The organism is Kitasatospora sp. NPDC059673 (assembly GCF_042734215.1).
GTDB lineage: Bacteria > Actinomycetota > Actinomycetes > Streptomycetales > Streptomycetaceae > Kitasatospora.
The window spans coordinates 1-23,460 of the sequence record NZ_JBHWEN010000048.1 but is presented as its reverse complement, the minus strand read 5'-3'; the positions used below and the strand labels follow the sequence as shown (position 1 = coordinate 23,460).

Annotated in this window: 19 protein-coding genes; 7 read left to right on the top strand and 12 right to left on the bottom strand. The window is 70.7% G+C overall.

Features of this window, described 5'->3' with window-relative positions; genetic code table 11:
- Positions 1 to 31 precede the first annotated feature (31 nt).
- From prcA to arc, 5 genes are all read right to left on the bottom strand, one after another.
- On the bottom strand, positions 32 to 778 hold the full coding sequence (prcA, locus tag ACFV18_RS32205) for a proteasome subunit alpha (RefSeq protein ID WP_380488847.1): 747 nt from the start codon (positions 776 to 778) through the stop codon (positions 32 to 34).
- Between the two features lie 32 nt (positions 779 to 810).
- Positions 811 to 1,656 carry a proteasome subunit beta gene (prcB, locus tag ACFV18_RS32200; protein WP_380488846.1) on the bottom strand — a complete coding sequence of 282 codons (846 nt, stop codon included), beginning with the start codon at positions 1,654 to 1,656 and terminating at the stop codon, positions 811 to 813.
- Positions 1,657 to 1,835: 179 nt separating this feature from the next.
- Positions 1,836 to 2,054, bottom strand: coding sequence for a ubiquitin-like protein Pup (locus ACFV18_RS32195; RefSeq protein WP_035868822.1), 219 nt, complete (start codon positions 2,052 to 2,054; stop codon positions 1,836 to 1,838).
- 97 nt (positions 2,055 to 2,151) lie between these two features.
- Positions 2,152 to 3,663 carry a depupylase/deamidase Dop gene (gene dop / locus ACFV18_RS32190; protein ID WP_380488845.1) on the bottom strand — a complete coding sequence of 504 codons (1,512 nt, stop codon included), beginning with the start codon at positions 3,661 to 3,663 and terminating at the stop codon, positions 2,152 to 2,154.
- 95 nt (positions 3,664 to 3,758) lie between these two features.
- On the bottom strand, positions 3,759 to 5,525 hold the full coding sequence (arc, locus tag ACFV18_RS32185) for a proteasome ATPase (protein WP_380488844.1): 1,767 nt from the start codon (positions 5,523 to 5,525) through the stop codon (positions 3,759 to 3,761).
- Positions 5,526 to 5,752: 227 nt separating this feature from the next.
- Here arc and ACFV18_RS32180 point away from each other — a divergent pair, with 227 nt between their 5' ends.
- Complete coding sequence (locus ACFV18_RS32180; RefSeq protein WP_285737743.1) at positions 5,753 to 6,040, top strand: ferredoxin; 288 nt, start codon at positions 5,753 to 5,755, stop codon at positions 6,038 to 6,040.
- 7 nt (positions 6,041 to 6,047) lie between these two features.
- Here the strand turns inward: ACFV18_RS32180 and ACFV18_RS32175 are convergent, their stop codons facing one another.
- The 3 genes from ACFV18_RS32175 to ACFV18_RS32165 all read right to left on the bottom strand — a co-directional run bounded on the left by ACFV18_RS32175 (position 6,048) and on the right by ACFV18_RS32165 (position 9,072).
- On the bottom strand, positions 6,048 to 6,566 hold the full coding sequence (locus ACFV18_RS32175) for a hypothetical protein (protein ID WP_380488843.1): 519 nt from the start codon (positions 6,564 to 6,566) through the stop codon (positions 6,048 to 6,050).
- Positions 6,567 to 6,813: 247 nt separating this feature from the next.
- Entirely contained in the window at positions 6,814 to 7,776 is a 963-nt protein-coding gene (locus ACFV18_RS32170; RefSeq protein WP_380488842.1) for a tRNA (adenine-N1)-methyltransferase, read from the bottom strand.
- Positions 7,777 to 7,878: 102 nt separating this feature from the next.
- Positions 7,879 to 9,072, bottom strand: coding sequence for a site-2 protease family protein (locus ACFV18_RS32165; protein WP_380488841.1), 1,194 nt, complete (start codon positions 9,070 to 9,072; stop codon positions 7,879 to 7,881).
- A 191-nt stretch (positions 9,073 to 9,263) separates the two neighbouring features.
- Between ACFV18_RS32165 and ACFV18_RS32160 the strand changes: the two genes are divergently transcribed.
- Together ACFV18_RS32160 and ACFV18_RS32155 are read left to right on the top strand one after the other, a co-directional pair.
- A complete protein-coding gene (locus tag ACFV18_RS32160; RefSeq protein WP_380488840.1) occupies positions 9,264 to 10,130 on the top strand; it encodes a RecB family exonuclease in 867 nt (288 codons plus the stop codon).
- Positions 10,131 to 10,802, top strand: a complete 672-nt coding sequence (locus ACFV18_RS32155; protein ID WP_380488839.1) for a response regulator — start codon at positions 10,131 to 10,133, stop codon at positions 10,800 to 10,802.
- A gap of 82 nt (positions 10,803 to 10,884) precedes the next feature.
- Here ACFV18_RS32155 and ACFV18_RS32150 read toward each other — a convergent pair whose 3' ends face one another.
- The 3 genes from ACFV18_RS32150 to metH form a co-directional block, all read right to left on the bottom strand.
- Entirely contained in the window at positions 10,885 to 12,486 is a 1,602-nt protein-coding gene (locus ACFV18_RS32150; protein WP_380488837.1) for an ABC transporter substrate-binding protein, read from the bottom strand.
- A 346-nt stretch (positions 12,487 to 12,832) separates the two neighbouring features.
- Positions 12,833 to 13,537: an HAD family hydrolase gene (locus tag ACFV18_RS32145; protein ID WP_380488835.1), complete on the bottom strand. Its 705-nt coding sequence runs from the start codon at positions 13,535 to 13,537 to the stop codon at positions 12,833 to 12,835.
- A gap of 170 nt (positions 13,538 to 13,707) precedes the next feature.
- Positions 13,708 to 17,211 carry a methionine synthase gene (gene metH / locus ACFV18_RS32140; protein ID WP_380488833.1) on the bottom strand — a complete coding sequence of 1,168 codons (3,504 nt, stop codon included), beginning with the start codon at positions 17,209 to 17,211 and terminating at the stop codon, positions 13,708 to 13,710.
- A 219-nt stretch (positions 17,212 to 17,430) separates the two neighbouring features.
- On the opposite strand from metH, the gene ACFV18_RS32135 reads away from it, so the two are divergent.
- Positions 17,431 to 18,471 (top strand): hypothetical protein, encoded by a 1,041-nt coding sequence (locus ACFV18_RS32135; protein ID WP_380488832.1) that lies wholly within the window; start codon positions 17,431 to 17,433, stop codon positions 18,469 to 18,471.
- A gap of 113 nt (positions 18,472 to 18,584) precedes the next feature.
- A complete protein-coding gene (locus ACFV18_RS32130) occupies positions 18,585 to 20,111 on the top strand; it encodes an FMN-binding glutamate synthase family protein (protein WP_380488831.1) in 1,527 nt (508 codons plus the stop codon).
- Between the two features lie 48 nt (positions 20,112 to 20,159).
- On the opposite strand, the gene adhP is transcribed toward ACFV18_RS32130, so the two are convergent.
- Entirely contained in the window at positions 20,160 to 21,173 is a 1,014-nt protein-coding gene (gene adhP / locus ACFV18_RS32125; protein WP_380488830.1) for an alcohol dehydrogenase AdhP, read from the bottom strand.
- 235 nt (positions 21,174 to 21,408) lie between these two features.
- On the opposite strand from adhP, the gene ACFV18_RS32120 reads away from it, so the two are divergent.
- Both ACFV18_RS32120 and ACFV18_RS32115 read left to right on the top strand, forming a co-directional pair.
- On the top strand, positions 21,409 to 22,149 hold the full coding sequence (locus tag ACFV18_RS32120; protein ID WP_380488828.1) for a hypothetical protein: 741 nt from the start codon (positions 21,409 to 21,411) through the stop codon (positions 22,147 to 22,149).
- A 116-nt stretch (positions 22,150 to 22,265) separates the two neighbouring features.
- Positions 22,266 to 23,177 (top strand): PAC2 family protein, encoded by a 912-nt coding sequence (locus ACFV18_RS32115; RefSeq protein WP_380488826.1) that lies wholly within the window; start codon positions 22,266 to 22,268, stop codon positions 23,175 to 23,177.
- The last annotated feature ends 283 nt before the right edge of the window (positions 23,178 to 23,460 follow it).

Here is a 23,460-nt window from a genome sequence, read left to right as displayed (position 1 = left end):
GCCCGGCAGGGGGGCGGGCCGCCTGCCGCGGTCATTCGGCGGTGGTGCCTTCGTCCTCGTCGGCGGCGGCGCTCTCGTCGCCGCTGAGCAGCCGGGACAGCTGGCCGCCCAGGATGCGCTTGAACTTGCGCTGCTGGACGCGCTGGCGGTCGAGGACGGCGACCTCCAGCTGCTCGGGCGTCAGGGTGCGCGGGCTGCCGCCGTTGGGGTCGCGGGCCAGGCCGTCGACGGCGAGCTTGAGCGCCTCGGCGAGGGTCAGCCCGGCCCGGTGGCGCTGGCCGAGGTAGTTGCCGATGGAGTCGGCGTTGCCGCCGACCACGACGGCGTTCTTCTCGTCCACCACCGAGCCGTCGGGGGTGAGCCGGTAGATCTGGTCGTCGGCGTCGGTGCGGCCGACCTCGGCGACGATCAGCTCGACCTCGTAGGGCTTCTCCCCGACCGAGGAGAAGATGGTGCCCAGGGTCTGGGCGTACACGTTGGCCAGGCCGCGGGCGGTGACGTCGGCCCGGTCGTAGGAGTAGCCGCGCAGGTCGGCGTAGCGCACGCCGCCGATCCGCAGGTTCTCGAACTCGTTGTAGCGGCCGACCGCGGCGAACGCGATCTTGTCGTAGATCTCGGAGACCTTGTGCAGGGCGCGGGAGGTGTTCTCCGCGACGAAGACGATGCCGTCGGCGTAGGTGAGCACGACCACGCTGCGTCCGCGCGCGATGCCCTTGCGGGCGTACTCCGCGCGGTCCGCCATGGCCTGCTGGGGCGAGACGTAGAACGGCGTGGACACCGCCGGTCTCCCTTCGGGTGGTTGAGGCGGATTCAGAGCAGCGGGGCCTGCGGGCCGTTGGGGTGCTCGCGCCGCTGGTCGGTGATGGTCACCGCGATCGCGGTGACCTCTTCCTCGCTGAGCCGGCGGAAGCCGTCCTCGGTGATCAGCGTGACGATCGGGAAGATCTTGCGGGCGAGGTCGGGGCCGCCGGTCGCCGAGTCGTCGTCGGCGGCGTCGTACAGCGCCTGGACGGTGAGGGTGGCGGCCTGGTCGGCCGTCATCCCCGGCCGGTAGAGCTTCTTCATCGCGCCGCGGGCGAACACCGAGCCGGAGCCGGTGGCGGCGAAACCCGCGCGCTCCTCGGAGCGGCCGCCGGTGACGTCGTAGGTGAAGATCCGGCCGCGGCCGAGGTCGAGGTCGTAGCCGGCGAAGACCGGGACGACGGCGAGGCCCTGCATGGCCATCGCCAGGTTCGACCGGATCATGGTGGTGAGCCGGTTGGCCTTGCCCTCCAAGGAGAGCACGGTGCCCTCGATCTTCTCGTAGTGCTCGAGTTCCAGCTGGAACAGCCGCACCATCTCGATGGCGAGGCCGGCGGTGCCGGCGATGCCGACCGCGCTGTACTCGTCGGCCGGGAAGACCTTCTCCATGTCGCGCTGGGCGATGACGTTGCCCATGGTGGCCCGGCGGTCGCCGGCGAGCACCACGCCGCCCTCGAAGACCGCGGACACGATGGTGGTGCCGTGCGGCGCCTCGACGGTCATCCCTTCGGGGAGGGTGCGCCGCCCCGGCAGGAGCTGCGGCGCGTAGCTGTCGAGGAAGTCGAGGAACGAGGAGGAACCGGGGGTGAGGAAGGCAGCCGGTAGACGCCCGGTGCCACTGAGGTTGGCTTCCACACGTGTCCTTCCAGATCGAAGATCCAAAGTTGGAGTTGTGCCCCGGACCCTACCCGCTCCGGGCGCCCGATCCACGTCCTTGGGTGACGGACCGCAGAGAAGGCGAGACCGCAGGCGCGCTTTGGGCATGCCTGCGGCGCTCGCCGTGCTCTTTTCCGGTGGAAAGGGGTTCCCCCCTCTCACTCGCCGCCCTTCTGCACGAATCCCCGCACAAAATCCTCGGCGTTGGATTCCAGCACTTCGTCGATTTCGTCCAGCACCGCGTCGACGTCGTCGCTGAGCTTTTCCTGCCGTTCCTTGAGGTCGTCCGAGGCCTGGGTTTCCGCGGCCTGCTCCTCGACCTCCTCGGAAGAGCGGCTGGCCCGCTGCTGGCCGCCTCCGGTGTCCTTCTCCGCCATTTTCCTCACCCCGCTCGCTCGGTGTTCCGGTACAACGCTCGCTGCTCACCTGAATGATTCCCCGTCGGGGAAATGTTCACCCGTGGTGATCGAAAAGTTACCCGCCGGACAGGACCCGTACCAGATCCTCCGCGGTGCGGCACCGGTCGAGCAGTTCCTTGACGTGTGCCTTGGTGCCGCGCAACGGCTCCATGGTGGGCACCCGCTGGAGGGTGTCGCGACCCGGCAGGTCGAAGATGACCGAATCCCAGGACGCGGCGGCCACGTGGTCGGCGTACTGCTCCAGGCAGCGGCCGCGGAAGTAGGCGCGGGTGTCCTCGGGCGGCTGGGTGACGGCGCGGCGCACCTCGTCCTCGGTGAGCAGCCGCTCCATCCGGCCGCGCGCCTCCAGACGGTTGTACAGGCCCTTGTCGGGGCGCACGTCGCTGTACTGGAGATCGACGAGCTGCAGGCGCGGGCTCTCCCAGTTCAGGGCGTCGCGCTGGCGGTAGCCCTCCAGGATCTCCTTCTTCGCGACCCAGTCGAGCTGCCGGGACAGGCTCATCGGGTCGCGCTCCAGCCGGCCCAGCACGTCCTCCCAGCGGGCCAGCACGTCCATGGTCTGGTCGTCGGCGTCCTGCCCGAAGCGGTCCTCGACATACTTGCGGGCCAGTTCGCAGTACTCCATCTGCAACTGGACGGCGGTGAGCTTGCGCCCCGAGCGCAGCGACACCAGGTGCTTCAGCTCCGGGTCGTGCGAGACCCGGTGCAGGGTGCGCACCGGCTGGTCGACGGCGAGATCGACGGCGATGAAGCCGTCCTCGATCATCGACAGGACCAGCGCGGTGGTGCCGAGCTTGAGGTAGGTGGAGATCTCGGAGAGGTTGGCGTCGCCGATGATGACGTGCAGCCGGCGGTACTTCTCGGCGTCGGCGTGCGGCTCGTCGCGGGTGTTGATGATCGGGCGCTTGAGGGTGGTCTCCAGGCCGACCTCGACCTCGAAGTAGTCGGCGCGCTGGCTGATCTGGAAGCCGTGCCCGCCGCCCTCCTGCCCGAGCCCGACCCGGCCGGCCCCGCACACCACCTGGCGGGAGACGAAGAACGGCGTGAGGTGGCGGACGATGTCGGCGAACGGGGTGGCCCGCTGCATCAGGTAGTTCTCGTGGGTGCCGTAGGAGGCGCCCTTGTTGTCGGTGTTGTTCTTGTAGAGCAGGATCCGCTGCCCGTTGGGCAGCTCCAGCGCGCGGGCGGCGGCCTCGGCCATGATGCGCTCGCCGGCCTTGTCCCACAGCACCGCGTCGCGCGGGTTGGTGACCTCGGGTGACGAGTACTCGGGGTGCGCGTGGTCGACGTAGAACCGGGCGCCATTGGTGAGGATGACGTTGGCCAGGCCGATGTCCTCGTCGGTGAGCTGGCTGGCGTCCGCCACGTCCCGCGCCAGGTCGAAGCCCCGGGCGTCGCGCAGCGGATTCTCCTCCTCGAAGTCCCAGCGGGCGCGGCGCGCCCGGTGCATCGCCGCCGCGTAGGCGTTGACGATCTGGGACGAGGTGAGCATGGCGTTGGCGTTCGGGTGGCCCGGCACGGAGATGCCGTACTCGGTCTCGATCCCCATCACGCGCCGTACGGTCATGCGGCCCTCCTGACCCTGTCGGTACTGCCGGTGCAGACGCGCCGTCCGGCTGCGGAGCCCTGCGAGCGCCGCAGCCGGACGGGGTGGTTCGCGTACTACAGGTACTGCCCCGTGTTGGCGACAGTGTCGATGGAGCGACCGGACTCGGCGCCCTGCTTGCCGGTGACGAGGGTGCGGATGAACACGATCCGCTCGCCCTTCTTGCCGGAGATGCGGGCCCAGTCGTCCGGGTTGGTGGTGTTGGGCAGGTCCTCGTTCTCCTTGAACTCGTCCACGCAGGCGGCGAGCAGGTGGGAGACGCGCAGACCGCGCTGGCCGTGGTCGAGGAAGTCCTTGATGGCCATCTTCTTCGCGCGGTCGACGATGTTCTGGATCATCGCGCCGGAGTTGAAGTCCTTGAAGAACAGCACTTCCTTGTCACCGTTGGCGTAGGTGACCTCCAGGAAGCGGTTCTCCTCGGTCTCGGAGTACATCCGCTCGACCACCGACTGGATCATGGCGGCCACGGTGGCGGGCACCGAGCCCTCGTGCTCCTTGACGTCGTCGGGGTGGAACGGCAGCGAGTCCTTGAGGTACTTGGAGAAGATGTCCTTGGCCGCCTCGGCGTCCGGCCGCTCGATCTTGATCTTGACGTCCAGCCGGCCGGGCCGCAGGATCGCCGGGTCGATCATGTCCTCCCGGTTGGAGGCGCCGATCACGATGACGTTCTCCAGGCCCTCCACGCCGTCGATCTCCGCCAGCAGCTGCGGGACGATGGTGTTCTCCACGTCCGAGCTGACGCCGGAGCCGCGGGTGCGGAACAGCGACTCCATCTCGTCGAAGAAGACGATGACCGGCGTGCCCTCGCCCGCCTTCTCCCGGGCCCGCTGGAAGACCAGGCGGATCTGCCGCTCGGTCTCGCCCACGTACTTGTTGAGCAGCTCGGGGCCCTTGATGTTGAGGAAGTAGCTCTTGCCCTGCGGCCGGCCCGTCACCTCGGCGACCTTCTTGGCCAGCGAGTTGGCGACCGCCTTGGCGATCAGCGTCTTGCCGCAGCCGGGAGGACCGTACAGCAGCACGCCCTTGGGCGGACGCAGCTCGAACTCCTTGAACAGGTCGGCGTGCAGGTACGGCAGCTCCACCGCGTCCCGGATCTGCTCGATCTGGTTGGCCAGGCCACCGATCTGCCGGTAGTCGATGTCCGGGACCTCCTCGAGGACCAGTTCCTCGACCTCGGACTTCGGCACCACCTCGTACACGTAGCCGGAGCGCGGCTCCAGCAGCAGCGCGTCGCCCGCCCGCAGGGTGAGTTCACGCAGCGGCTCGGCGAGGCGCACCACCCGTTCCTCGTCGGTGTGCCCGACCACCAGCGCCCGGTCGCCGCCCTCGAGCAGCTCCTTGAGGGTGACGATCTCGCCGATCCGCTCGAACGCCATCGCCTCGACGACGTTCAGCGCCTCGTTGAGCATCACCTCCTGGCCGCGGCTCAGCTCGTCCAGCTCCACGCCGGGGCTGACGTTGACCCGGAGCTTGCGGCCGCCGGTGAAGATGTCGGCCGTGCCGTCCTCGTTCTTCTCGAGGAAGACGCCGAATCCGGCGGGCGGCTGGGCGAGCCGGTCCACCTCCTCCTTGAGGGCCACGATCTGGTCGCGGGCCTCGCGCAGGGTGGCGACGAGCCTCTCGTTCTGGGCGGTCACGCCGGCCAGGTTGGTCTGCAGCTCGACGATCCGCTCCTCAAGCACCCTTGAGCTGCGCGGAGAATCGGCGAGCCGGCGCCGAAGGACGGCGATCTCCTGCTCGAGGTAGGAGACCTGCGCGGCCTCGTCGGACCCCCGTGCGGGCCTGCCGGCGCTGCGGTCGTAGTCGTCATCGTGGGCTGCCACGGTCCTCACCTCCTCCTGGGGGAGCTGGACGACCCAAACCTACCTGGGACCAGGGTCATGTAAACCCCTAGATCAGAAAGATGGATCGGGCGTGTCCGATGTTCGCCCTGCACGCTTCCCCTCTGACAGAGGAGATGCCCACCCCTCAACGGTTCAAAGCAGCGCGGATGTATCGTGACAGGAATGTCCCCGAATGCGGGGCGACCAGAGCAGAAACGGCAGGGGCAATGGCGGGGACGGGCGAGGCACTCGAAGTCTGGATCGACCAGGATCTGTGCACCGGAGACGGGATCTGCGCGCAGTACGCGCCCGAGGTCTTCGAACTCGACATCGACGGACTCGCCTATGTGAAGGGTGAGGACGACGAGTTGCGCCAGCAGCCCGGCGAGACGGTGCCCGTCCCGCTGACCCTCCTTCAGGACGTGGTGGACTCGGTGAAGGACTGCCCGGGCGACTGCATCCACGTCCGCCGGGCCGCCGACGGCGTCGAGGTGTACGGCCCGGACGCGGACTGACGGGCCGTCAGGCGGTGTGGGCGGGGGTCCGGGTCTCGGTCTTCGCCCACCCGCGAGCGGACTGGGTCCACATCAACTCCACCACCACGTCCGGCGAGAAGCGCGGCACGTCGTCGGAGGAGTAGCCGCGAGCCGCTCCGCGGATCGAACCGTCGGAGCGGATCGTCAACTCCGTGAGCGTGTACCCGTCGCGGTCGGAGAGCAACTCAACCGGCCTGCCGGCGCCCTCCACCACGAACACCTGGTCCGGCGGGGTCCCCATGTCGGCCTGGCAGTGCGCGGCGAGCACTCCGAGCGACTTCCCGTCCACGACCGCCGACGCCTTCAGACTCACCGCGACCGGGAACGGCCCGCACTCCATGGGCAGTTGGACCTTCGCCAGGTCCACCTCCGGCACCACCGCCTCGGCCTGATGACCCGTCACCACGGCCCCGGTCGCCGACGTCGCCCCCAACGCCCCACCCACCACAGCGGCACACCCCGCCGCGACCAGCACCCAGTGCTTCAACCCCGACCGTGCGTGCACACGAACTCCCCTCTCAGTCCGGGCATTTTCGCACACGGGGGAATGGGCGCTCGAGACCGGGTGGGCGCATAAACAGGGGCGCGGGGAACTGCGCGAAACGGAAGAAACCAGTCCGCAAGGTCGCTGGGCGGGACAATGACCTGCACTTGATCGCGACCTTGCGGACGTGCACTTCTTGCTCGCGCAGTTCTCCCCCAGCCCTAGCCGGGCCGGGAGGTGCCCCCACGCGCCCGTGATTGCGAATCCGCTAGTTCAGGTCCCGGCCGTCGTGCGCGGCCGCTTCCCGCTGCGCCTTGCGCACTGCGGCCCGCTCCGCGAGCGTCAGCTCGGGCTCCGCCGCGTCGTAGTCCTCGCCGTAGGCGCCCTTCGCGGGGCGGCGGCGGCGGAGCGGGGGTTCGACACCGTCGGCCAGGCGGCGAGCCGTGAGCAGGAAGCCGGTGTGACCGATCATGCGGTGGTCGGGGCGGACGGCGAGGCCTTCGAGGTGCCAGGTGCGGACCATGGTCTCCCAGGCCTGCGGCTCGGTGAAGGTGCCGTGTTCGCGCAGCGCCTCGACGGTGCGGGACATCTGCGTGGTGGTGGCCACGTAGCAGCAGATGAGGCCGCCGGGGACGAGCGCCTTGGAGGCGACGTCCAGGCACTCCCAGGGGGCGAGCATGTCGAGGATGACACGGTCGACGTCGGTCTCGACCAGGTTGTCCTGGAGGTCGCCGACGGTGAGCTTCCACGCGGGGTGCGGGCCGCCGAAGTAGCGTTCGACGTTGCCGCGGGCGATGTCCGCGAAGTCCTCACGCCGCTCGTAGGAGGCGAGCATGCCGGTGTCGCCGACGGCGCGCAGCAGGTAGGTGGACAGGGCGCCGGAACCGACGCCCGCCTCCACCACCCTCGCGCCGGCGAAGATGTCGGCCATGGCCAGGATCTGCCCCGCGTCCTTGGGGTAGATCACGGCAGCGCCGCGCGGCATGGACAGGACGTAGTCGGGGAGCAGGGGGCGCAGCGCGAGGTACGGGACGTTTCCCGTGGTGCGGACGACCGTGCCCTCGGGAGCGCCGATCAGCTCGTCGTGCGGGAACGCACCCTTGTGGGTGTGGAATTGGTTCCCGGCCTGGAGCGTGAACGTGTAGTGGCGGCCCTTGGGGTCGGTCAGCTGGACCTGGTCCCCGACCTGGAAGGGCCCGCGTCGGCGGGCGGCACCGGTCGGTTCGGACATGGGGGCCATCCTACGGGAGCCGGAGGGCTGTCCCGACCACATGATCGGTTCAGCCGGTCGGGCGCCCGGGCGTGCCTGACGATTCGCGCCCGACGGGGATCGTCAGGCACGCCCGAGGACGGCGGCGGTGAGGCGGCGTTCGAGGTCGGCGAGGGAGAGTACGCCGTAGACGGTGCCGTCGGCGCGGACCACCAGGTATTCGGAGGCGGGGGCGCGGCGCAGGGTTTCCAGGATCTGTTCGCCGGCCAGGTCCACGGGGATGGTGTGGCCGGGTTCGAGGTCGCGGGCGACGGCGGAGACGGCGACCCAGGGGCGGCGGTGTTCGGGAACGTTGCTGACCGCGGATTCCTTGACCAGGGCGGTGGGTTCGCCGTGGCCGTCGACGACCACGATCGCGCCGGCGTGGGCCTCGTGGGCGCGGCGGAGGGCTTCGCCGAGGGGGGTGTCGGCGGTGACGTCGATGCTGCGGCGGGCCAGGTCGCGGATCTTGAGCCCGGGCAGGACCTCCTTGAGGCGGGCGTTGCGCAGCGAGTTGCCGGCGCCCTGCCAGATGATGAAGCCGAGGATGGCGGCGAGGACGCCGTCCAGCATGGCTTCGCCGGTGGAGCGTTGGGCGTTCTGGGCGGCGCCGATGACGGGCAGGCCGAGGACGACGGCGATGGCCAGGGCGCGGCCGGCCCAGACGGCGGCGAGGGTGCCCTTCATGGGGTCTCCGGTGGCGGCCCAGACGACGGCGCGCAGCATCCGGCCGCCGTCCAGCGGGAGGCCGGGCAGCAGGTTGAAGGCGGCGACCACCAGGTTGGAGATCATCAGGCCGGCCAGCAGGACACCGGGGACGGTGGCGGGTTCGACGGCCTTGAAGCCGGCCCAGAAGGCGCCGGCCAGCACCAGGGAGAGCAGCGGGCCGACGAGGGCGAGCCAGAACTCGCGCCAGGGGCGGTCGGCCTCCTTCTCGATCTCGGAGACGCCGCCGAGGAACTGGAGCTGGATGCGGCGCACGCCCAGTTTGTAGCGCAGCCCGACCAGGGTGTGAGCGAGTTCGTGGACCAGCACCGAGCCGTAGAAGGCGACGGCGAAGGAGAAGGCGAGCAGGTAGCGGGTGGCGCCGAGCTCGGGCAGGACGTCGGCGAGCCGGCTGCCGAAGATCCAGGTGATCAGGGCGGCGACCAGGAACCAGGACGGGGTGACGTAGACGGGCACGCCGAACGGGCGGCCCATCAGGATGCCGCCGCGGGGTGGTTCGCCGCCGTCCGGCGAGTCCGGTTCCCCGGGTGCCCGCCCCTTGGTGTCGTTCACCGTGCTCCCTTCACCCTCCGCCGACCCTCTGGTGCCCCCGTACGCTCCGTGGATCTCGCGTGCGCGACGTGGGTTCCTCGTACGCTACGTGATCTCCCGTCGCGGCGGCGGCGCACCCCGCTCTCCTTTGCCATACCCACCTTCTCGACCCGTTCGCCCATGCTGTCCGTCCGGTGCAATAGGGTCGGGGCATGCAGCAGACCGACCCCACACCCACTGCCCGTCCGGCGGCCGCGCCGACCGGGCTGTCGCCGTCCCGGGCGGGTGACTTCATGACCTGCCCGCTGCTGTACCGGCTGCGGGTGATCGACCGGCTGCCGGAGCCGCCGAGTGCGGCGGCGACCCGGGGGACGCTGGTGCACGCGGTGCTGGAGCGGCTGTTCGACCATCCGCCGGCGGAGCGCACCCCCGAGCGGGCCCGGGGGCTGCTGGCCCCGCAGTGGGAGCGGCTGCTCGGGGAACGGCCGGAGCTGGCGGATCTGTTCCCGGACGAGCCGGAGAAGCTGGCCGGCTGGCTGGGCGATGCCGAGAAGCTGGTGGAGAAGTGGTTCCGGCTGGAGGACCCGACCCGGCTGCACCCCGTGGAGCGGGAGCTGTACGTGGAGACCGCGCTGGCCTCGGGCCTGCTGCTGCGCGGCTACATCGACCGGGTGGACGTCGCGCCGTCCGGCGAGGTGCGGCTGGTGGACTACAAGACCGGCCGGGCGCCCTCGCGGGACTTCGAGGGCAAGGCGATGTTCCAGATGAAGTTCTACGCGCTGGTGGTCTGGCGGTGGAAGGGCGTGCTCCCCAAGCGGCTGCAGCTGGTGTATCTCGGCGGCGGCGGCGATGTGGTGACGTACGACCCGGACCAGGCCGATCTGCTGGCGGTGGAGCGGAAGCTGGAGGCGCTGTGGGAGGCGATCTCGGCGGCCGTGGCCACCGGTGAGTTCCCGGCGACCCGCAACCGGCTGTGCGACTGGTGCGACCACAAGTCCAGCTGCCCGGAGTTCGGTGGCACTCCCCCGCCGTACCCGCTGCCCCTGGCCACTTTGACCAACCCCCGCAAGGAGTCGTAGGTGACGATCCGTGTGCTGCTGGTGGACGACCAGCCGCTGCTCCGTACCGGTTTCCGGATGATTCTGGAGGCGGAGTCCGATCTCGTGGTGGTCGGCGAGGCGGGCGACGGGCAGCAGGCGCTGGACCAGGTCCGCGCGCTGCAGCCGGACGTGGTGCTGATGGACATCCGGATGCCGCGGATGGACGGCGTGGAGGCCACCCGCCGCATCGCCGGGCCGGACCGCACCGGCCCGGCGAAGGTCCTGGTGCTGACCACCTTCGACCTGGACGAGTACGTGGTGGAGGCGTTGCGCGCGGGCGCCAGCGGCTTCCTGCTGAAGGACGTGCCGGCGGAGGAGCTGGTACAGGCGATCCGGGTGGTGGCGGACGGTGCGGCGATGCTGGCCCCGTCGGTGACCCGCCGGTTGCTGGACATGTACGCCACCAAGCTGCCGTCCGGTGACGAGGCGCCGCCGCAGGCGCTCACCGTGCTGACGGAGCGTGAGGTGGAGGTGCTGCGGCTGGTGGCCCGTGGGCTGTCGAACGCGGAGATCGCGGCCGAGCTGTTCGTCTCCGAGACGACGGTGAAGACCCATGTCGGCCATGTGCTGACCAAGCTCCAGCTGCGTGACCGGGTGCAGGCGGCGGTGTACGCGTACGAGAGCGGCCTGGTGCGCCCCGGCGCCCTGTAGAGCTCTCTGGAACGGCCGACGGCCCGTCACTCCCGGTGGGAGTGGCGGGCCGTTGTGGCGCCTTGGGCAACCGGGTGAAACGTTACTTCTTGCCGGTGCGGCCGATCTCCCAGAAGCGGAAGCGGCTGGTGTTGTCCACGGTGCTGTCCACGCCGCTGACGCCGACCCGGTACACGTAGAAGGACTTGTTCTGGTACAGCGGGACCATCGGCACGGCGTCGGCCAGCCGGTTCTGGATCGTCGCGTAGTTGCCGCCGCCGGTGCGGTCGGTGAGCTTGATCGAGTCCGGCACCAGCTTGGTGCTGATCTGCGGGTCATCCCAGTTGTTGTGGAACGCGCCGCCCCCCACCACCAGCGGGGTGATGTAGTTGTCCGCGTCCACGTAGTCGGGGGTCCAGCCGATCAGATAGGCCTGGTAGCTGTTGTTCGACCAGTTGGCGATGAAGGTGTTCCAGTCCGGCTCCTGCTGGACCGTCACCTGGAACAGGCCGCTGGCGTCCAGCTGCTTCTTGACCTCCTCCAGCTCGGTGGCGCCGGCCCGGGAGCGCGACCAGGTCAGGGTGAGCTTGACCGGGGTGGTGATGTGCGCGCTGGTCAGGATCTTCTTGGCCTTGGCGACGTCCGGCTCGCCGTACTTGTCGAAGAAGGCGGTGGTGTGGCCCACCACGCCGGCCGGGACGACCGAGTACAGCGGCAGCACGGTGCCCGCGTACACGTCGTGGGCCAGCGCCTTGCGGTCGATCAGCTGGGCCATCGCCTGCCGGACGGCCTGGTTGCCGCCGACCTCGTCCTTGGTGTTGAACACCAGGTAGAAGGTCTCGCCGCTGTCGCCCTCGGCGACCCGCAGGTTGCCCTTGCCGGACTGGTCGTCGTTCTTGATCTGCGCCGCCGTGGCGGGTTCGAGGCTGTTGTCCGCGACGTCCACCTCGCCCTTGTCGAGGGCGGCCTTCAGCTCGTCCGCCTTCTCGTAGAAGCGGACGGTGAACTTGTTGTTCTCGGGCTTGCCGGCGCTGCCCTTGTAGGTCGGGTTCGGCGACAGCGTGACCTTGGCCGGGCTCTTGCCGCGGTTCTCGATCGCGTCCACCCGGTACCGGCCGGAGCCGACCAGCTTGTCGTTCTCCAGCAGCTTGTCGGCCGGGAAGACCTGGTGGTCCACGATCGCGCCGGCCGGGGAGGCCAGCTTGGCCGGGAAGACCGCGTCGGGGGTCTCCAGGTGGAAGGTGACCTCGCGGTCGCCGTTGGTCTCCACCGACTTGATGGTGGACAGCAGCGGCAGCGGACCGGCCGGGTCGTTGATCCGCTTGGTGCGGTCGATCGAGAACTTGACGTCCTCGGCCGTCACCGGGTGCCCGTTGGTGAACTTCAGCCCGGCCTTCAGCGTGCAGGTGTACGTCATCGTGTCGGTGCCGGTGAACTGGCAGGACTCGGCGGCGTCGGGCTGCGGCACGGTCCCGCCGGGCGGGAAGGCCAGCAGCGACTGGAAGGAGTTGTTGAGCACCAGCCAGGAGCCGATTTCGTAGGCGCCGGCCGGGTCCAGCACGGTGGTCCCGTTGGTGGTGCCCAGGGTGATCGCAGCACCGTTGTCGCCGCCGTTGGCAGCCTTCTCCACGGACGCGCAGCCGGCCGCCGTGGTGGCGACGAGCGCGGCGCAGCTGAGCACGGCCAGGCGGTTGGGCGTAGTCATGCGGGGTGGTCTTCCTTACTGCGTGCGGCCGGCCGACGCCGGAGAACCGGCCGGCCGCGGGGTGGGGGTGGCCGGCCCAGGTCTGGTACGACGCGCGGGCGCCCCCGGCCGGGGTCTGACGGCGGTGGGCGGCGGCGCGGGATGGCTACTGACCGGATGTAGCGTGCCACATCGCACCGGGACGGTCACCGGCTGTTCGAACAGTGGGTCGGCGACGGCCGGAAAGCTACCCTTCGGGAACCGACGAGTTGTCAGCCAATGCCCGATTTCGCACGTGCTGCCGGATACGGTCCGCGTACCCACGGACGCGGAGGGGAACCGGAAAATCGCTGGAAGGAGACGAAGGTCACACCCGGGCGCCGGCCAGGGTGCGCAGCAGGTCGAGATCGACCTGTTCGAGCGAGGGCAGCACCAGGCGGCCGGGGCCGGGCTCGATGATGGCGATGGACGGTACCGCGATGACGGGGCAGCCCGCGGCCTCGGCGGCGGCGACGCCGGTGGGGGTGTCCTCGACGACCACGCAGCGGGCCGGGTCGGCGCTCAGGCGGGCCGCGGCGGTCAGGTAGGGGTCGGGGAAGGGCTTGGTGCGCGGCACCTCGTCCCCGGCCACCGTGAAGGCGAAGTTCTGCGCGCCCAGGCTGTGCAGCACGATGTCGATGATGTGCCGGTGCGAGGCGGACACCAGGGCGGCCGGAATGCCGTGCGCGGCAAGGGTGTTGAGCAGGCGCTCGGCGCCGGGCATCAGCGGGACGCCGCCGGCCAGCAGGTCGACGAAGCGCTGGTTGATCTGGGCGCCGAGGTCGGCGGGGCGGATCGCCGCGCCGGTGCGGGTGAGCAGGTAGTCGATGACGCGGGTCATCGGGCCGCCGACCACCTGGGTGCGGTCCTCGGCGGTGAGCCGGTGGCCGAGTTCGGCGAACAGGTCGACCTCGGCCTGCCACCAGAAGTCCTCGGTGTCGACCAGGGTGCCGTCCATGTCGAGCAGGACGGCCTGCAGGCCGCTGCCGTCGCCGTCTCCGCCGACACGGATCGGGGTCGAGACCGTCGTCATGCGCGCCGTCCTTCCGGGTGGTCGTCCGGAGCACGCTGCGTCCGGGGATGGCACAGGCCGGCCCGCTGGTGAGCGGACCGGCCCGTTCAGGATCATCAAGAATACGCCCGCCGGAGCGGATTGCGCCGGGCGCCGGTGCGGCGAACGGATGATCTGCCGTGGCAGAAGCCTCAGCGTGCGTTGAAGTACTTGGCCTCGGGGTGGTGCAGCACGATGGCGTCGGTGGACTGCTCGGGGTGCAGCTGGTACTCCTCGGAGAGGATCACGCCGACCCGTTCGGGCCTGAGCAGTTCGGCGATCTTGGCGCGGTCCTCCAGGTTCGGGCAGGCGCCGTAGCCGAGCGAGAAGCGCGCGCCGCGGTACTTGAGCGCGAACATGTCCTTGACGTCCTGCGGGTCCTCGTCGCCGAAGCCGAGTTCGTAGCGGACCCGGGCGTGCCAGAACTCGGCCAGTGCCTCGGCCAACTGCACGGACAGGCCGTGCAGTTCGAGGTAGTCGCGGTAGGAGTTGCCGGCGAACAGCTCGCCCGCGGCCTCGGAGATCCGGTTGCCCATGGTGACCACCTGGAGGCCGACCACGTCGCGCTCGCCGCTCTCCTCCGGTCGGAAGAAGTCGGCCAGGCACAGGCGGCGGCCGCGGCGCTGGCGGGGGAAGGTGAACCGGGTCAGTTCGGAGCCGTCCTCGCGGTAGAGGATCAGGTCGTCGCCCTTGGAGTTGGCCGGGTAGTAGCCGTACACGACGGCGGGCTCCAGCCAGCCCTCGGTCTGGAGGCGGTCCAGCCAGCCGCGCAGCCGCGGGCGGCCCTCGGTCTCCACCAGTTCCTCGTACGACGGCCCTCCGGAGCGGCCGCCCTTGAGGCCCCACTGGCCCTTGAACAGGGCGTCCTCGTCCAGCCAGGAGGCGTAGTCCTGGAACGGGACGCCCTTGATGATGCGGTCGCCCCAGAACGGCGGGGTGGGGACGCGGTTGTCGACGGCCACGTCGGAGCGGATCTGGCCGAGGTTGACCTCCTCCGGCTCCTCGATCTCGACCCGGGCGTGCCGGCGCTTGCGAAGCTCCGGCAGTTCCACGCCGGGGACGCCACGCTTGACGCCGATCAGGGCGTCCATCAGCCGCAGGCCCTCGAAGGCGTCGCGGGCGTAGCGGACCTCGCCGTCGTAGATCTCGTGCAGGTCCTGCTCGACGTAGGCGCGGGTGAGGGCGGCGCCGCCGAGGATCACCGGGAAGTCGGCGGCCAGGCCGCGCTGGTTGAGCTCCTCCAGGTTCTCCTTCATGATCACCGTGGACTTGACCAGCAGGCCGGACATGCCGATCACGTCGGCCTTGTGCTCCTGGGCGGCCTCGACGATCGCCGCCACCGGCTGCTTGATGCCGATGTTGATCACGTTGTAGCCGTTGTTCGACAGGATGATGTCGACCAGGTTCTTGCCGATGTCGTGGACGTCGCCCTTGACGGTGGCCAGCACGATGGTGCCCTTGCCCTCGCTGTCGGACTTCTCCATGTGCGGCTCCAGGTGGGCCACCGCGGCCTTCATCACCTCGGCGGACTGCAGCACGAACGGCAGCTGCATCTCGCCGGAGCCGAACAGCTCGCCGACCACCTTCATGCCGGACAGCAGCGTGTCGTTGATGATCTCCAGTGCCGGGCGCTCGGCCAGCGCGGCGTCCAGGTCGGCCTCCAGGCCGTTGCGTTCGCCGTCGATGATGCGGCGCTGCAGGCGCTCCTCCAGCGGGAGGGCGGCGAGCTCCTCGGCCTTGGAGGCGGCGGCGGACGCGGCGGAGACGCCCTCGAACAGCTGGAGCAGCTTCTGCAGCGGGTCGTAGCCCTCGCTGCGGCGGTCGTACACGAGGTCGAGGGCGGCCTGCCGGCGGTCCTCGGGGATGCGGTTCATCGGCAGGATCTTGGCGGCGTGCACGATCGCCGAGTCCAGGCCGGCCTCCACGCACTCGTGCAGGAAGACCGAGTTGACGACCTGGCGGGCGGCCGGGTTGAGGCCGAAGGAGATGTTGGACAGGCCGAGGGTGGTCTGCACGTTCGGGCGGCGGCGCTTGAGTTCGCGGATCGCTTCGATGGTCTCGATGCCGTCGCGGCGGGACTCCTCCTGGCCGGTGGCCAGGGTGAAGGTCAGGCAGTCCATCAGGATCGAGGACTCCTCGATGCCGTACTCGCCGGTGAGCTGCTCGATCAGCCGCTCGGCGATGGCGACCTTCTTGTCGGCGGTGCGGGCCTGGCCCTCCTCGTCGATGGTGAGGGCGATCAGGCCGGCGCCGTGCTCGCGGGCGAGGGCGGCGATCTTCCCGAAGCGGGTGTCGGGGCCGTCGCCGTCCTCGTAGTTGACGGAGTTCAGCACCGCGCGCCCGCCGAGTGCCTCCAGGCCGGCCCGCAGGACCGGCGGCTCGGTGGAGTCCAGGACGATCGGCAGGGTGGAGGCGGTGGCGAGGCGGCCGGCGATCTCCTTCATGTCGGCGACGCCGTCGCGGCCCACGTAGTCCACGCACAGGTCGAGCAGGTGCGCGCCCTCGCGGATCTGCTCGCGGGCGATCTCCACGCAGGTCTGCCAGTCGGCGGCGAGCATCGCCTCGCGGAACTTCTTCGAGCCGTTGGCGTTGGTGCGTTCGCCGATCGCCAGGTACGAGGTGTCCTGCCGGAACGGCACCGTCTGGTACAGCGAGGCGGCGGCCGGCTCGGGCTTCGGCTCGCGCGGCGTGATCGGCAGGCCCTGCACCCGCTCGACCACCTGGCGCAGGTGCTCGGGGGTGGTGCCGCAGCAGCCGCCGACCAGTGCCAGGCCGTAGTCGCGGACGAACGCCTCGTGCGCGTCGGCGAGTTCGCCGGGGGTCAGCGGGTAGTGCGCGCCGTCCTTGCCGAGCACCGGCATGCCCGCGTTCGGCATGCAGGACAGGCCGATCCGGGCGTTCTTCGCCAGGTAGCGCAGGTGCTCGCTGTACTGCTCGGGGCCGGTGGCGCAGTTCAGGCCGATGAAGTCGATGCCGAGCGGCTCCAGCGCCGTCAGCGCCGCGCCGATCTCCGAGCCGAGCAGCATGGTGCCGGTGGTCTCGACCGTGACCTGGGCCAGGACCGGCAGGTTCAGGCCGGCCTCGGTCAGGGCGTCGCGGCAGCCCAGCACGGAGGCCTTGGTCTGCAGCAGGTCCTGGCTGGTCTCGATCAGCAGCGCGTCGGCGCCGCCGGCGATCAGGCCGGCCGCGTTCTGCCGGAAGCCCTCGCGGACCGTCTCGAAGGTGGTGTGGCCGAGCGTCGGCAGCTTGGTGCCGGGGCCCATCGAGCCGAGCACCCAGCGGGTACGGCCGTCCTTCGCGGTGTACTCGTCGGCGACCTCGCGGGCGATCCGGGCGCCGGCCTCGGACAGTTCGCCGATCCGGTCGGAGATGTCGTACTCGCCGAGCGCCGAGTGGTTGGCGCCGAAGGTGTTGGTCTCCACGCAGTCCACGCCGACCGCGAAGTACGCCTCGTGCACCGAGCGGACGATGTCGGGGCGGGTCACGTTGAGGACCTCGTTGCAGCCCTCCAGCTGCTGGAAGTCCTCCAGCGTCGGCTCCTGGGCCTGGAGCATCGTGCCCATCGCTCCGTCGGCCACCACCACCCGGGTGGCGAGGGCCTCGCGCAAGGCGTCGGCGCGCTCCTGCTGGGCGGATGTGGATACAACGGTGGCCATGAGGCTGCTCCCTGAGTGCGACGGCTGTCGGCTATGCGGCCCCACCTTGACCGGAGGCGCACCCGGTCAGGGTATCCGCCCGACGGCGGTGCCATGGAACCCATTTCGCATCGTGGGCGTCCCTGTCCACCGGAAGGGAGCCCGACCATGCCCGCTTCACCGCGTTCGAGCAGGTGGCATCACCGCGTCCGTGCCCTTGGGCCGTCCGTATGGCGGACGGTGCCGGGCCGGGCGCGTCGCCGCTGGAACCACCGCACCCGCTGGACCCGGCGCCGCCGGGTGCTGACCGCCCTCGCGACGCTGCTGGCGATGCTGGTGCTGCCGGTGCTGGGCGCGGGGCTGGCGCTGCGCTGGTACTACTCGGGCGATCCGGCGGCCGATGCCCGTACCCGCGGCCGGGACGCGATCTGGCTGGGCCACGCCTGGGTGGACGGGCGGCGCACCGACGCCGATCTGACGGTGCTGGCGGCGCGGGTGCGCGGCACCGGCATCCACGACCTGTACGTGCACACCGGCCCGTTGGAGCACGACGGTTCGCTCGATCCGAAGCTGGCCCCGGGGGTGGCCGGGTTCCTGGAGCGGGCCCGGGCCGCGATGCCGGGGGTGCGGATCCAGTCCTGGCTGGGCGACGTGGTCGCGCCGGAGAAGGTCGGCCTGCACCTGGACCGGCCGGAGGTGCGGGAGCGGATCACCGCCTCCGCGAAGCAGGTCCTCGACCTGGGCTTCGACGGCGTCCACTTCGACCTGGAGCCGGTGCACAACGGCTCCCCCGGCTTCCTCGCGCTGCTCGACCAGGTGCACGCGCTGACCGCCGCCCGGGGCGCGCCGCTGTCCATCGCCGCGCCGCAGATCGAGCCCGTCCCGACGATCGGCCGGGTGACCTTCGCGCTCACCGACCACGGCAAGTGGTGGAGCGCCGGGTACTTCGCGCAGGCCGCGCGGCGGGTCGACCAGGTCGCGGTGATGTCCTACGACACCTCGATGCCGGTGGAGTCGCTGTACGGCGGCTACGTCGCCCGGCAGACGGAGCTGGCGCTGGCCAACACCCCGCCCGGCGTCGAGCTGCTGATGGGCCTGCCCGCGTACTGGGACGACACCCCGGCCCACCGGGGCGACGCCGAGACGGTCCGCGCCGCCGTCCGCGGTGCCCGCCTCGCGCTCGGCCCGGGTGCGCGGCGGAACTTCGGGCTGGCGCTGTACGTGGACTTCGCGGCCACGCCGGACCACTGGGCCGCGTACCGGGACGGCTGGTGCCTCTGACCTCGGGCGATCCGGCCCGGCGGCCCCCGGTGGGCGGGACGGTGCGCGGGGTTTCCTAGCATCGGTCCGGCTCCGCCGTGTGGGGACGGGGCCGGTACCCAGGAGGAACGTCCATGCAAGCCCGGAAGATCGGCGCGGCCGCGGCCGCCGCGGTGGCGGTGCTCGCCGCCCGCGACCTGGTCCAGAAGAAGCACGCACTGCTGAGGAACTTCCCGGTGCTCGGGCACGCCCGGTACCTGCTGGAGACGATCGGGCCGGAGCTGCGGCAGTACATCGTGACCTCCAACGAGGAGGAGCGGCCGTTCAGCCGCGACCAGCGGAGCTGGATCTACGCCTCCGCCAAGGAGGAGAACAACTACTTCGGGTTCGGCACCGAGGTGGACGTCGCGCAGGCGCAGGGCCGTGCCTACCTGAAGCAGCGCACCTTCGCCGGGCCGCTGCCGGACGGGCACGACCCGCAGGCGCCGCTGCCGTCGGCCAAGGTGCTGGGCGGGCCGCGCGGGCGGGCCAGGGCGTTCCGGCCGGGCAGCGTGGTGAACGTCTCCGCGATGAGCTTCGGTTCGCTCTCGGGCGCGGCCATCACCGCGCTGAACAAGGGCGCGGCGCAGGCCGGTGCGATGCACAACACCGGCGAGGGCGGCCTGTCGCCGTACCACCGGGGTGGCGCCGACCTGGTGCTTCAGCTCGGCACCTCGTACTTCGGCTGCCGCAACGAGGACGGCAGCTTCAACCTCGGCAAGCTCAAGGACGTGGTGGCGGGGGCGCCGGTCCGGGCGATCGAGATCAAGCTGTCGCAGGGCGCCAAGCCGGGCCTGGGCGGCATGCTGCCGGGTGCGAAGGTGACGCCCGAGATCGCGAAGATCCGCGGCATACCCGTCGGCAGGGACTGCGCCTCGCCCTCGCGGCACTCGGCGTTCGGCGACGTGGACTCGATGCTGGACTTCGTCGAGCTGCTGGCCGCCGAGACCGGCCTGCCGGTCGGCATCAAGAGCGCCGTCGGCGAGCTGGACTTCTGGCAGGAGCTGGCCGCGCTGATGGCGCGCGGCGACCGGGGCGTCGACTTCGTGACGGTGGACGGCGGCGAGGGCGGCACCGGTGCGGCGCCGCGGATCTTCGCCGACTCGGTGTCGCTGCCGTTCCGGATGGGCTTCTCGCGGGTCTACGGCACCTTCGCGGAACTGGGGCTGACCGACGAGCTGACGTTCATCGGCTCCGGCAAGCTCGGCCTGCCGGAGAACGCGGCGGTGGCGTTCGCGCTGGGCGCCGACATGATCAACGTGGCGCGCGAGGCGATGCTGTCGATCGGCTGCATCCAGGCCCAGAAGTGCCACACCGACAAGTGCCCGACCGGCATCGCCACCCAGAACCCGTGGCTGGCCCGCGGCGTGGACCCGGTCTCCAAGTCGGCCCGGGCGGCGGTCTATCTGCGCACCCTGCGCAAGGAGTTGACGAAGATCTCCTCGGCGCTCGGCGTCGCCCACCCGTCGCTGATCACCGCCGCGGACATCGAGGTGCTGAACGGCGACTACGAGGCCCGCACTCTGGCGGGCGTGTACGGCTACAAGGAGGGCTGGGGCGAACTCGGCCCGGAGCTCGCCGCGGGGATCACCGCGCTGATGACCGGGCGGGCAAGCGGCTGACCCGCCGTGCAGGGGGGACGGGTATTCCGTCCCCCCTTCCGCCTGCGGTCAGCGCAGGTCGAACACCAGGCGGGCCGTCACCCGGCCCGAGAGCACGTCCTCGAAGCAGGCGTTCACGTCCTCCAGTTCGCGAGTCTCCCGGATCACCTTGGTGCGGCCGAGGGCGTGCACGGCGAACACCTCGGCGAGATCCTGGCGGGTGCCGACGATCGAGCCGATCACCTTGGTGCCGTTCAGCACCGTCTCGAACACCGGCAGCGTCAGCTCGCCCTCGGCGGGCAGCGCGACCAGTGCGAGGGTGCCGCCGCGCCGCAGCGAGTCGTAGGCGGCACGGAAGGAGGCGTTGCTGACGGCCAGCGAGACGGCGCCGTCCGCGCCGCCGAGCTTGTGCACCTCGTGGGCGACGTCCTGGGTCCGGGCGTCGATCACGTGGTCGGCGCCGAGGTCCTCGGCGAGCTTCAGCTTGTCGTCGGTGATGTCCACCGCGACCGTCTCGGCGCCGAAGATCCGCGCGTACTGGAGTGCCAGGTGGCCGAGGCCGCCGATGCCGGAGATCAGCATCCGGGTGCCGGGCCGGGCGCTGGCCAGCTTGACCGCCTTGTACGTGGTGACGCCCGCGCAGGACAGCGGGGCGGCGTCCATCGGGTCCACACCGTCCGGGACGGGCACCACGTAGTCGCCGTGCGCGAGGGCGTACTCGGCGTAGGCGCCGTCCACCGAGTACCCGGAGTTGTGCTGGGACAGGCAGAGCGTCTCCCAGCCGGTGACGCAGTAGTCGCAGCGTCCGCAGGCGTCGGCCAGCCACGGGACGGCGACCCGCTGACCGACCTCGATGTGCTGGACGTTCGGGCCGGCCGCCTCCACGATGCCCACTCCCTCGTGGCCGGGCACGAACGGCGGGGACGGCTTGACCGGCCAGTCGCCGCGGGCGGCGTGGATGTCGGTGTGGCACAGGCCGGAGCACTCGATCCGGACCAGCACCTGGTGCGGCGCCGGGGTGGGCACCTCGCGTTCCTCGATCTCCAGCGGCTGGGTGAAGTCCCGGACCACAGCTGCCTTCATGAGCTTCTCTCCTCACAGAGCGGCAAATCCGACAAACGGAACAACCTGCTGTGTTCAGCCTGGTGGCTCGGGCGGGGAACCGCGAACGGGCGCGCCGACCCCGGCGGAGATCACCTCCCGGCCGCCCCGCGGACCTGACGGACCATCACGGTAGCGTTGACCAAAGTCCGTCATTTCCAGGCGGGTTGGGCAGCCGCGCTGCCCACCGCACACCACCCGGGCACGGAGGAACGACATGCCCCGCACTCTCCTGCGCACCGCCGGGACCTCACTGGCGCTGCTCACCGCCGGCCTGCTCCTGGTCGGCTGCGAACCCGCCAAGCACGCCAAGGCCTCACCGCCGCCCAGCCCCTCCCCCACCGTCTCCACCTCCGCCGTCAGCACCCCCACCCCCCAGCAGCTCGACGACTCGTACTTCGCCGAGGGCACCTGCGCCCGCGCGCTCAACCCGGGCGGCAGCGGGACCACCTCCCACTACGAGATGGTGCCCTGCGACAGCCCGAACGCCGAGGCCAAGGTCACCAAGCGCAGCGGCACCCTGACCGGCGTCGCCGCCGCCCTCCCGCACGGCGCGGACTGCCCCGACGGCACCGACGTCGCCCTCGACCTCACCCAGAACGCGCTCACCAACGTCGCCCGCAACCGGTCCGCCTGGGCCTGCCTGCGCAACCTGCACGACCCGCACCCCGGCGAGCCCGGCGGGGGCGGCGGCACCGGCATCGTCGTCGGCGACTGCGTCTACGCCACCAAGAACGCGAACGGCTCCGAGGGCGTCGCCGAGACGCGGTGCGACGGCCAGGGCGAGCACAAGCCCGAGTACAAGGTCGACAAGCTGTACGTCAAGCAGACCGTCAGCCTCAAGGGCGGCACCGCGCAGACCTGCCCCGAGGACGCCACCGTCAGCTTCACCATCCCCGCCCCGCCCGGCACCCTCGCCATGAACCCGACCGTCGCCTGCGCCGAACCGGTCGACTGACGGCGATAGGGTTGGGCACCCTGCCCGGCCACGGGTGGCATTCAAAGCCCGTAGGCTGGGCAGGTAAGGGACCTGGGGGCGGCCGTGCCCCCGCCACGGACGGAGGGAGATGCCGGGTGATCGAGCTGGAAGACCTGCCCGAGTTGATCGACCCGGTGATGATCTGCGCCTTCGAAGGCTGGAACGACGCCGGCGACGCGGCCTCCGCCGCGCTCGGACACCTCGACGAGACCTGGGGCGGCAAGGTGTTCGCCGCGCTCGACGCCGAGGACTACTACGACTTCCAGGTCAACCGGCCCACCATCTGGCTCGACGGCGGGGTTCGCCGGATCACCTGGCCCACCACGAGACTCTCGGTGGTCCGGGTCACCGAACCCAAGCCGCGTGACCTGGTGCTCGTCCGCGGTATCGAGCCGAGCATGCGCTGGCGCTCCTACTGCAACGAACTGCTCGGCTTCGCCCACGAGTTGGGCGTCGAACTGGTCGTCGTGCTGGGCGCGCTGCTGGGCGACACCCCGCACACCCGGCCGGTCCCGGTCTCCGGCGTCACCTCCGACGCGACGGTGGCCCGCAGCCTCGACCTCGAAGAGAGCCGCTACGAGGGCCCCACCGGCATCGTCGGCGTCCTCCAGGAGGCCTGCGCGCACGCCGGCGTCCCCGCCGTCACCTTCTGGGCCGCCGTCCCGCACTACGTCTCCCAGCCGCCCAACCCCAAGGCCACCCTGGCCCTGATCAACAAGCTGGAAGACCTCCTCGACCTGCGCATCCCCCCGGGCGAACTCGCCGACGACGCCCGCGCCTGGCAGCTCGGCGTCGACCAGCTCGCCGCGGAGGACTCCGAAGTCGCGGAGTACGTCCAGCAGTTGGAGGAGGCGCAGGACACCGCGGAGTTGCCGGAGGCATCGGGGGACGCGATCGCCCGCGAATTCGAGAGGTACCTGCGGCGGCGCGAGAACCAGGGGCCGAAGGGCGAGAAGCCCATCACTGGGCACGCGACGGAGCGTCCGAAGGACGAGGACGAAGAGTAGGCGGGGCAGGAGGGCTGCGAAACCAGGGGCGCGTGGGGGTACCTCCCGGCCCGCTAGGGCTGGGGGAGAACTGCGCGACAAGCGCAAGGCCCGTCCGCAAGGTCGCGATCAAGTGCAGGTCAATGTCCCGCGTCGCGATCTTGCGGCGGGGTGCCTTCCGCTTCGCGCAGTTCTCCCCCAGCCCTAGCTGTACTGACCACGGAGGTTGGTGACAGGGCTCACGGCGTGGTGATCTTGAAATGAGTGAGGGCCTTCTGGCCAGGTGTGGATTGCGACATCTTCA

What these genes read in the sequence shown, in the direction of transcription:
- metH (WP_380488833.1), bottom strand. Translation starts at nt 17,211, where the DNA reads ATGGCCACCGTTGTATCCACATCCGCCCAGCAGGAGCGCGCCGACGCC.
- ACFV18_RS32150 (WP_380488837.1), bottom strand. Translation starts at nt 12,486, where the DNA reads ATGACTACGCCCAACCGCCTGGCCGTGCTCAGCTGCGCCGCGCTCGTC.
- ACFV18_RS32145 (WP_380488835.1), bottom strand. Translation starts at nt 13,537, where the DNA reads ATGACGACGGTCTCGACCCCGATCCGTGTCGGCGGAGACGGCGACGGC.
- adhP (WP_380488830.1), bottom strand. Translation starts at nt 21,173, where the DNA reads ATGAAGGCAGCTGTGGTCCGGGACTTCACCCAGCCGCTGGAGATCGAG.
- ACFV18_RS32130 (WP_380488831.1), top strand. Translation starts at nt 18,585, where the DNA reads ATGCAAGCCCGGAAGATCGGCGCGGCCGCGGCCGCCGCGGTGGCGGTG.
- ACFV18_RS32120 (WP_380488828.1), top strand. Translation starts at nt 21,409, where the DNA reads ATGCCCCGCACTCTCCTGCGCACCGCCGGGACCTCACTGGCGCTGCTC.
- ACFV18_RS32160 (WP_380488840.1), top strand. Translation starts at nt 9,264, where the DNA reads ATGCAGCAGACCGACCCCACACCCACTGCCCGTCCGGCGGCCGCGCCG.
- dop (WP_380488845.1), bottom strand. Translation starts at nt 3,663, where the DNA reads ATGACCGTACGGCGCGTGATGGGGATCGAGACCGAGTACGGCATCTCC.
- ACFV18_RS32180 (WP_285737743.1), top strand. Translation starts at nt 5,753, where the DNA reads ATGGCGGGGACGGGCGAGGCACTCGAAGTCTGGATCGACCAGGATCTG.
- ACFV18_RS32170 (WP_380488842.1), bottom strand. Translation starts at nt 7,776, where the DNA reads ATGTCCGAACCGACCGGTGCCGCCCGCCGACGCGGGCCCTTCCAGGTC.
- ACFV18_RS32195 (WP_035868822.1), bottom strand. Translation starts at nt 2,054, where the DNA reads ATGGCGGAGAAGGACACCGGAGGCGGCCAGCAGCGGGCCAGCCGCTCT.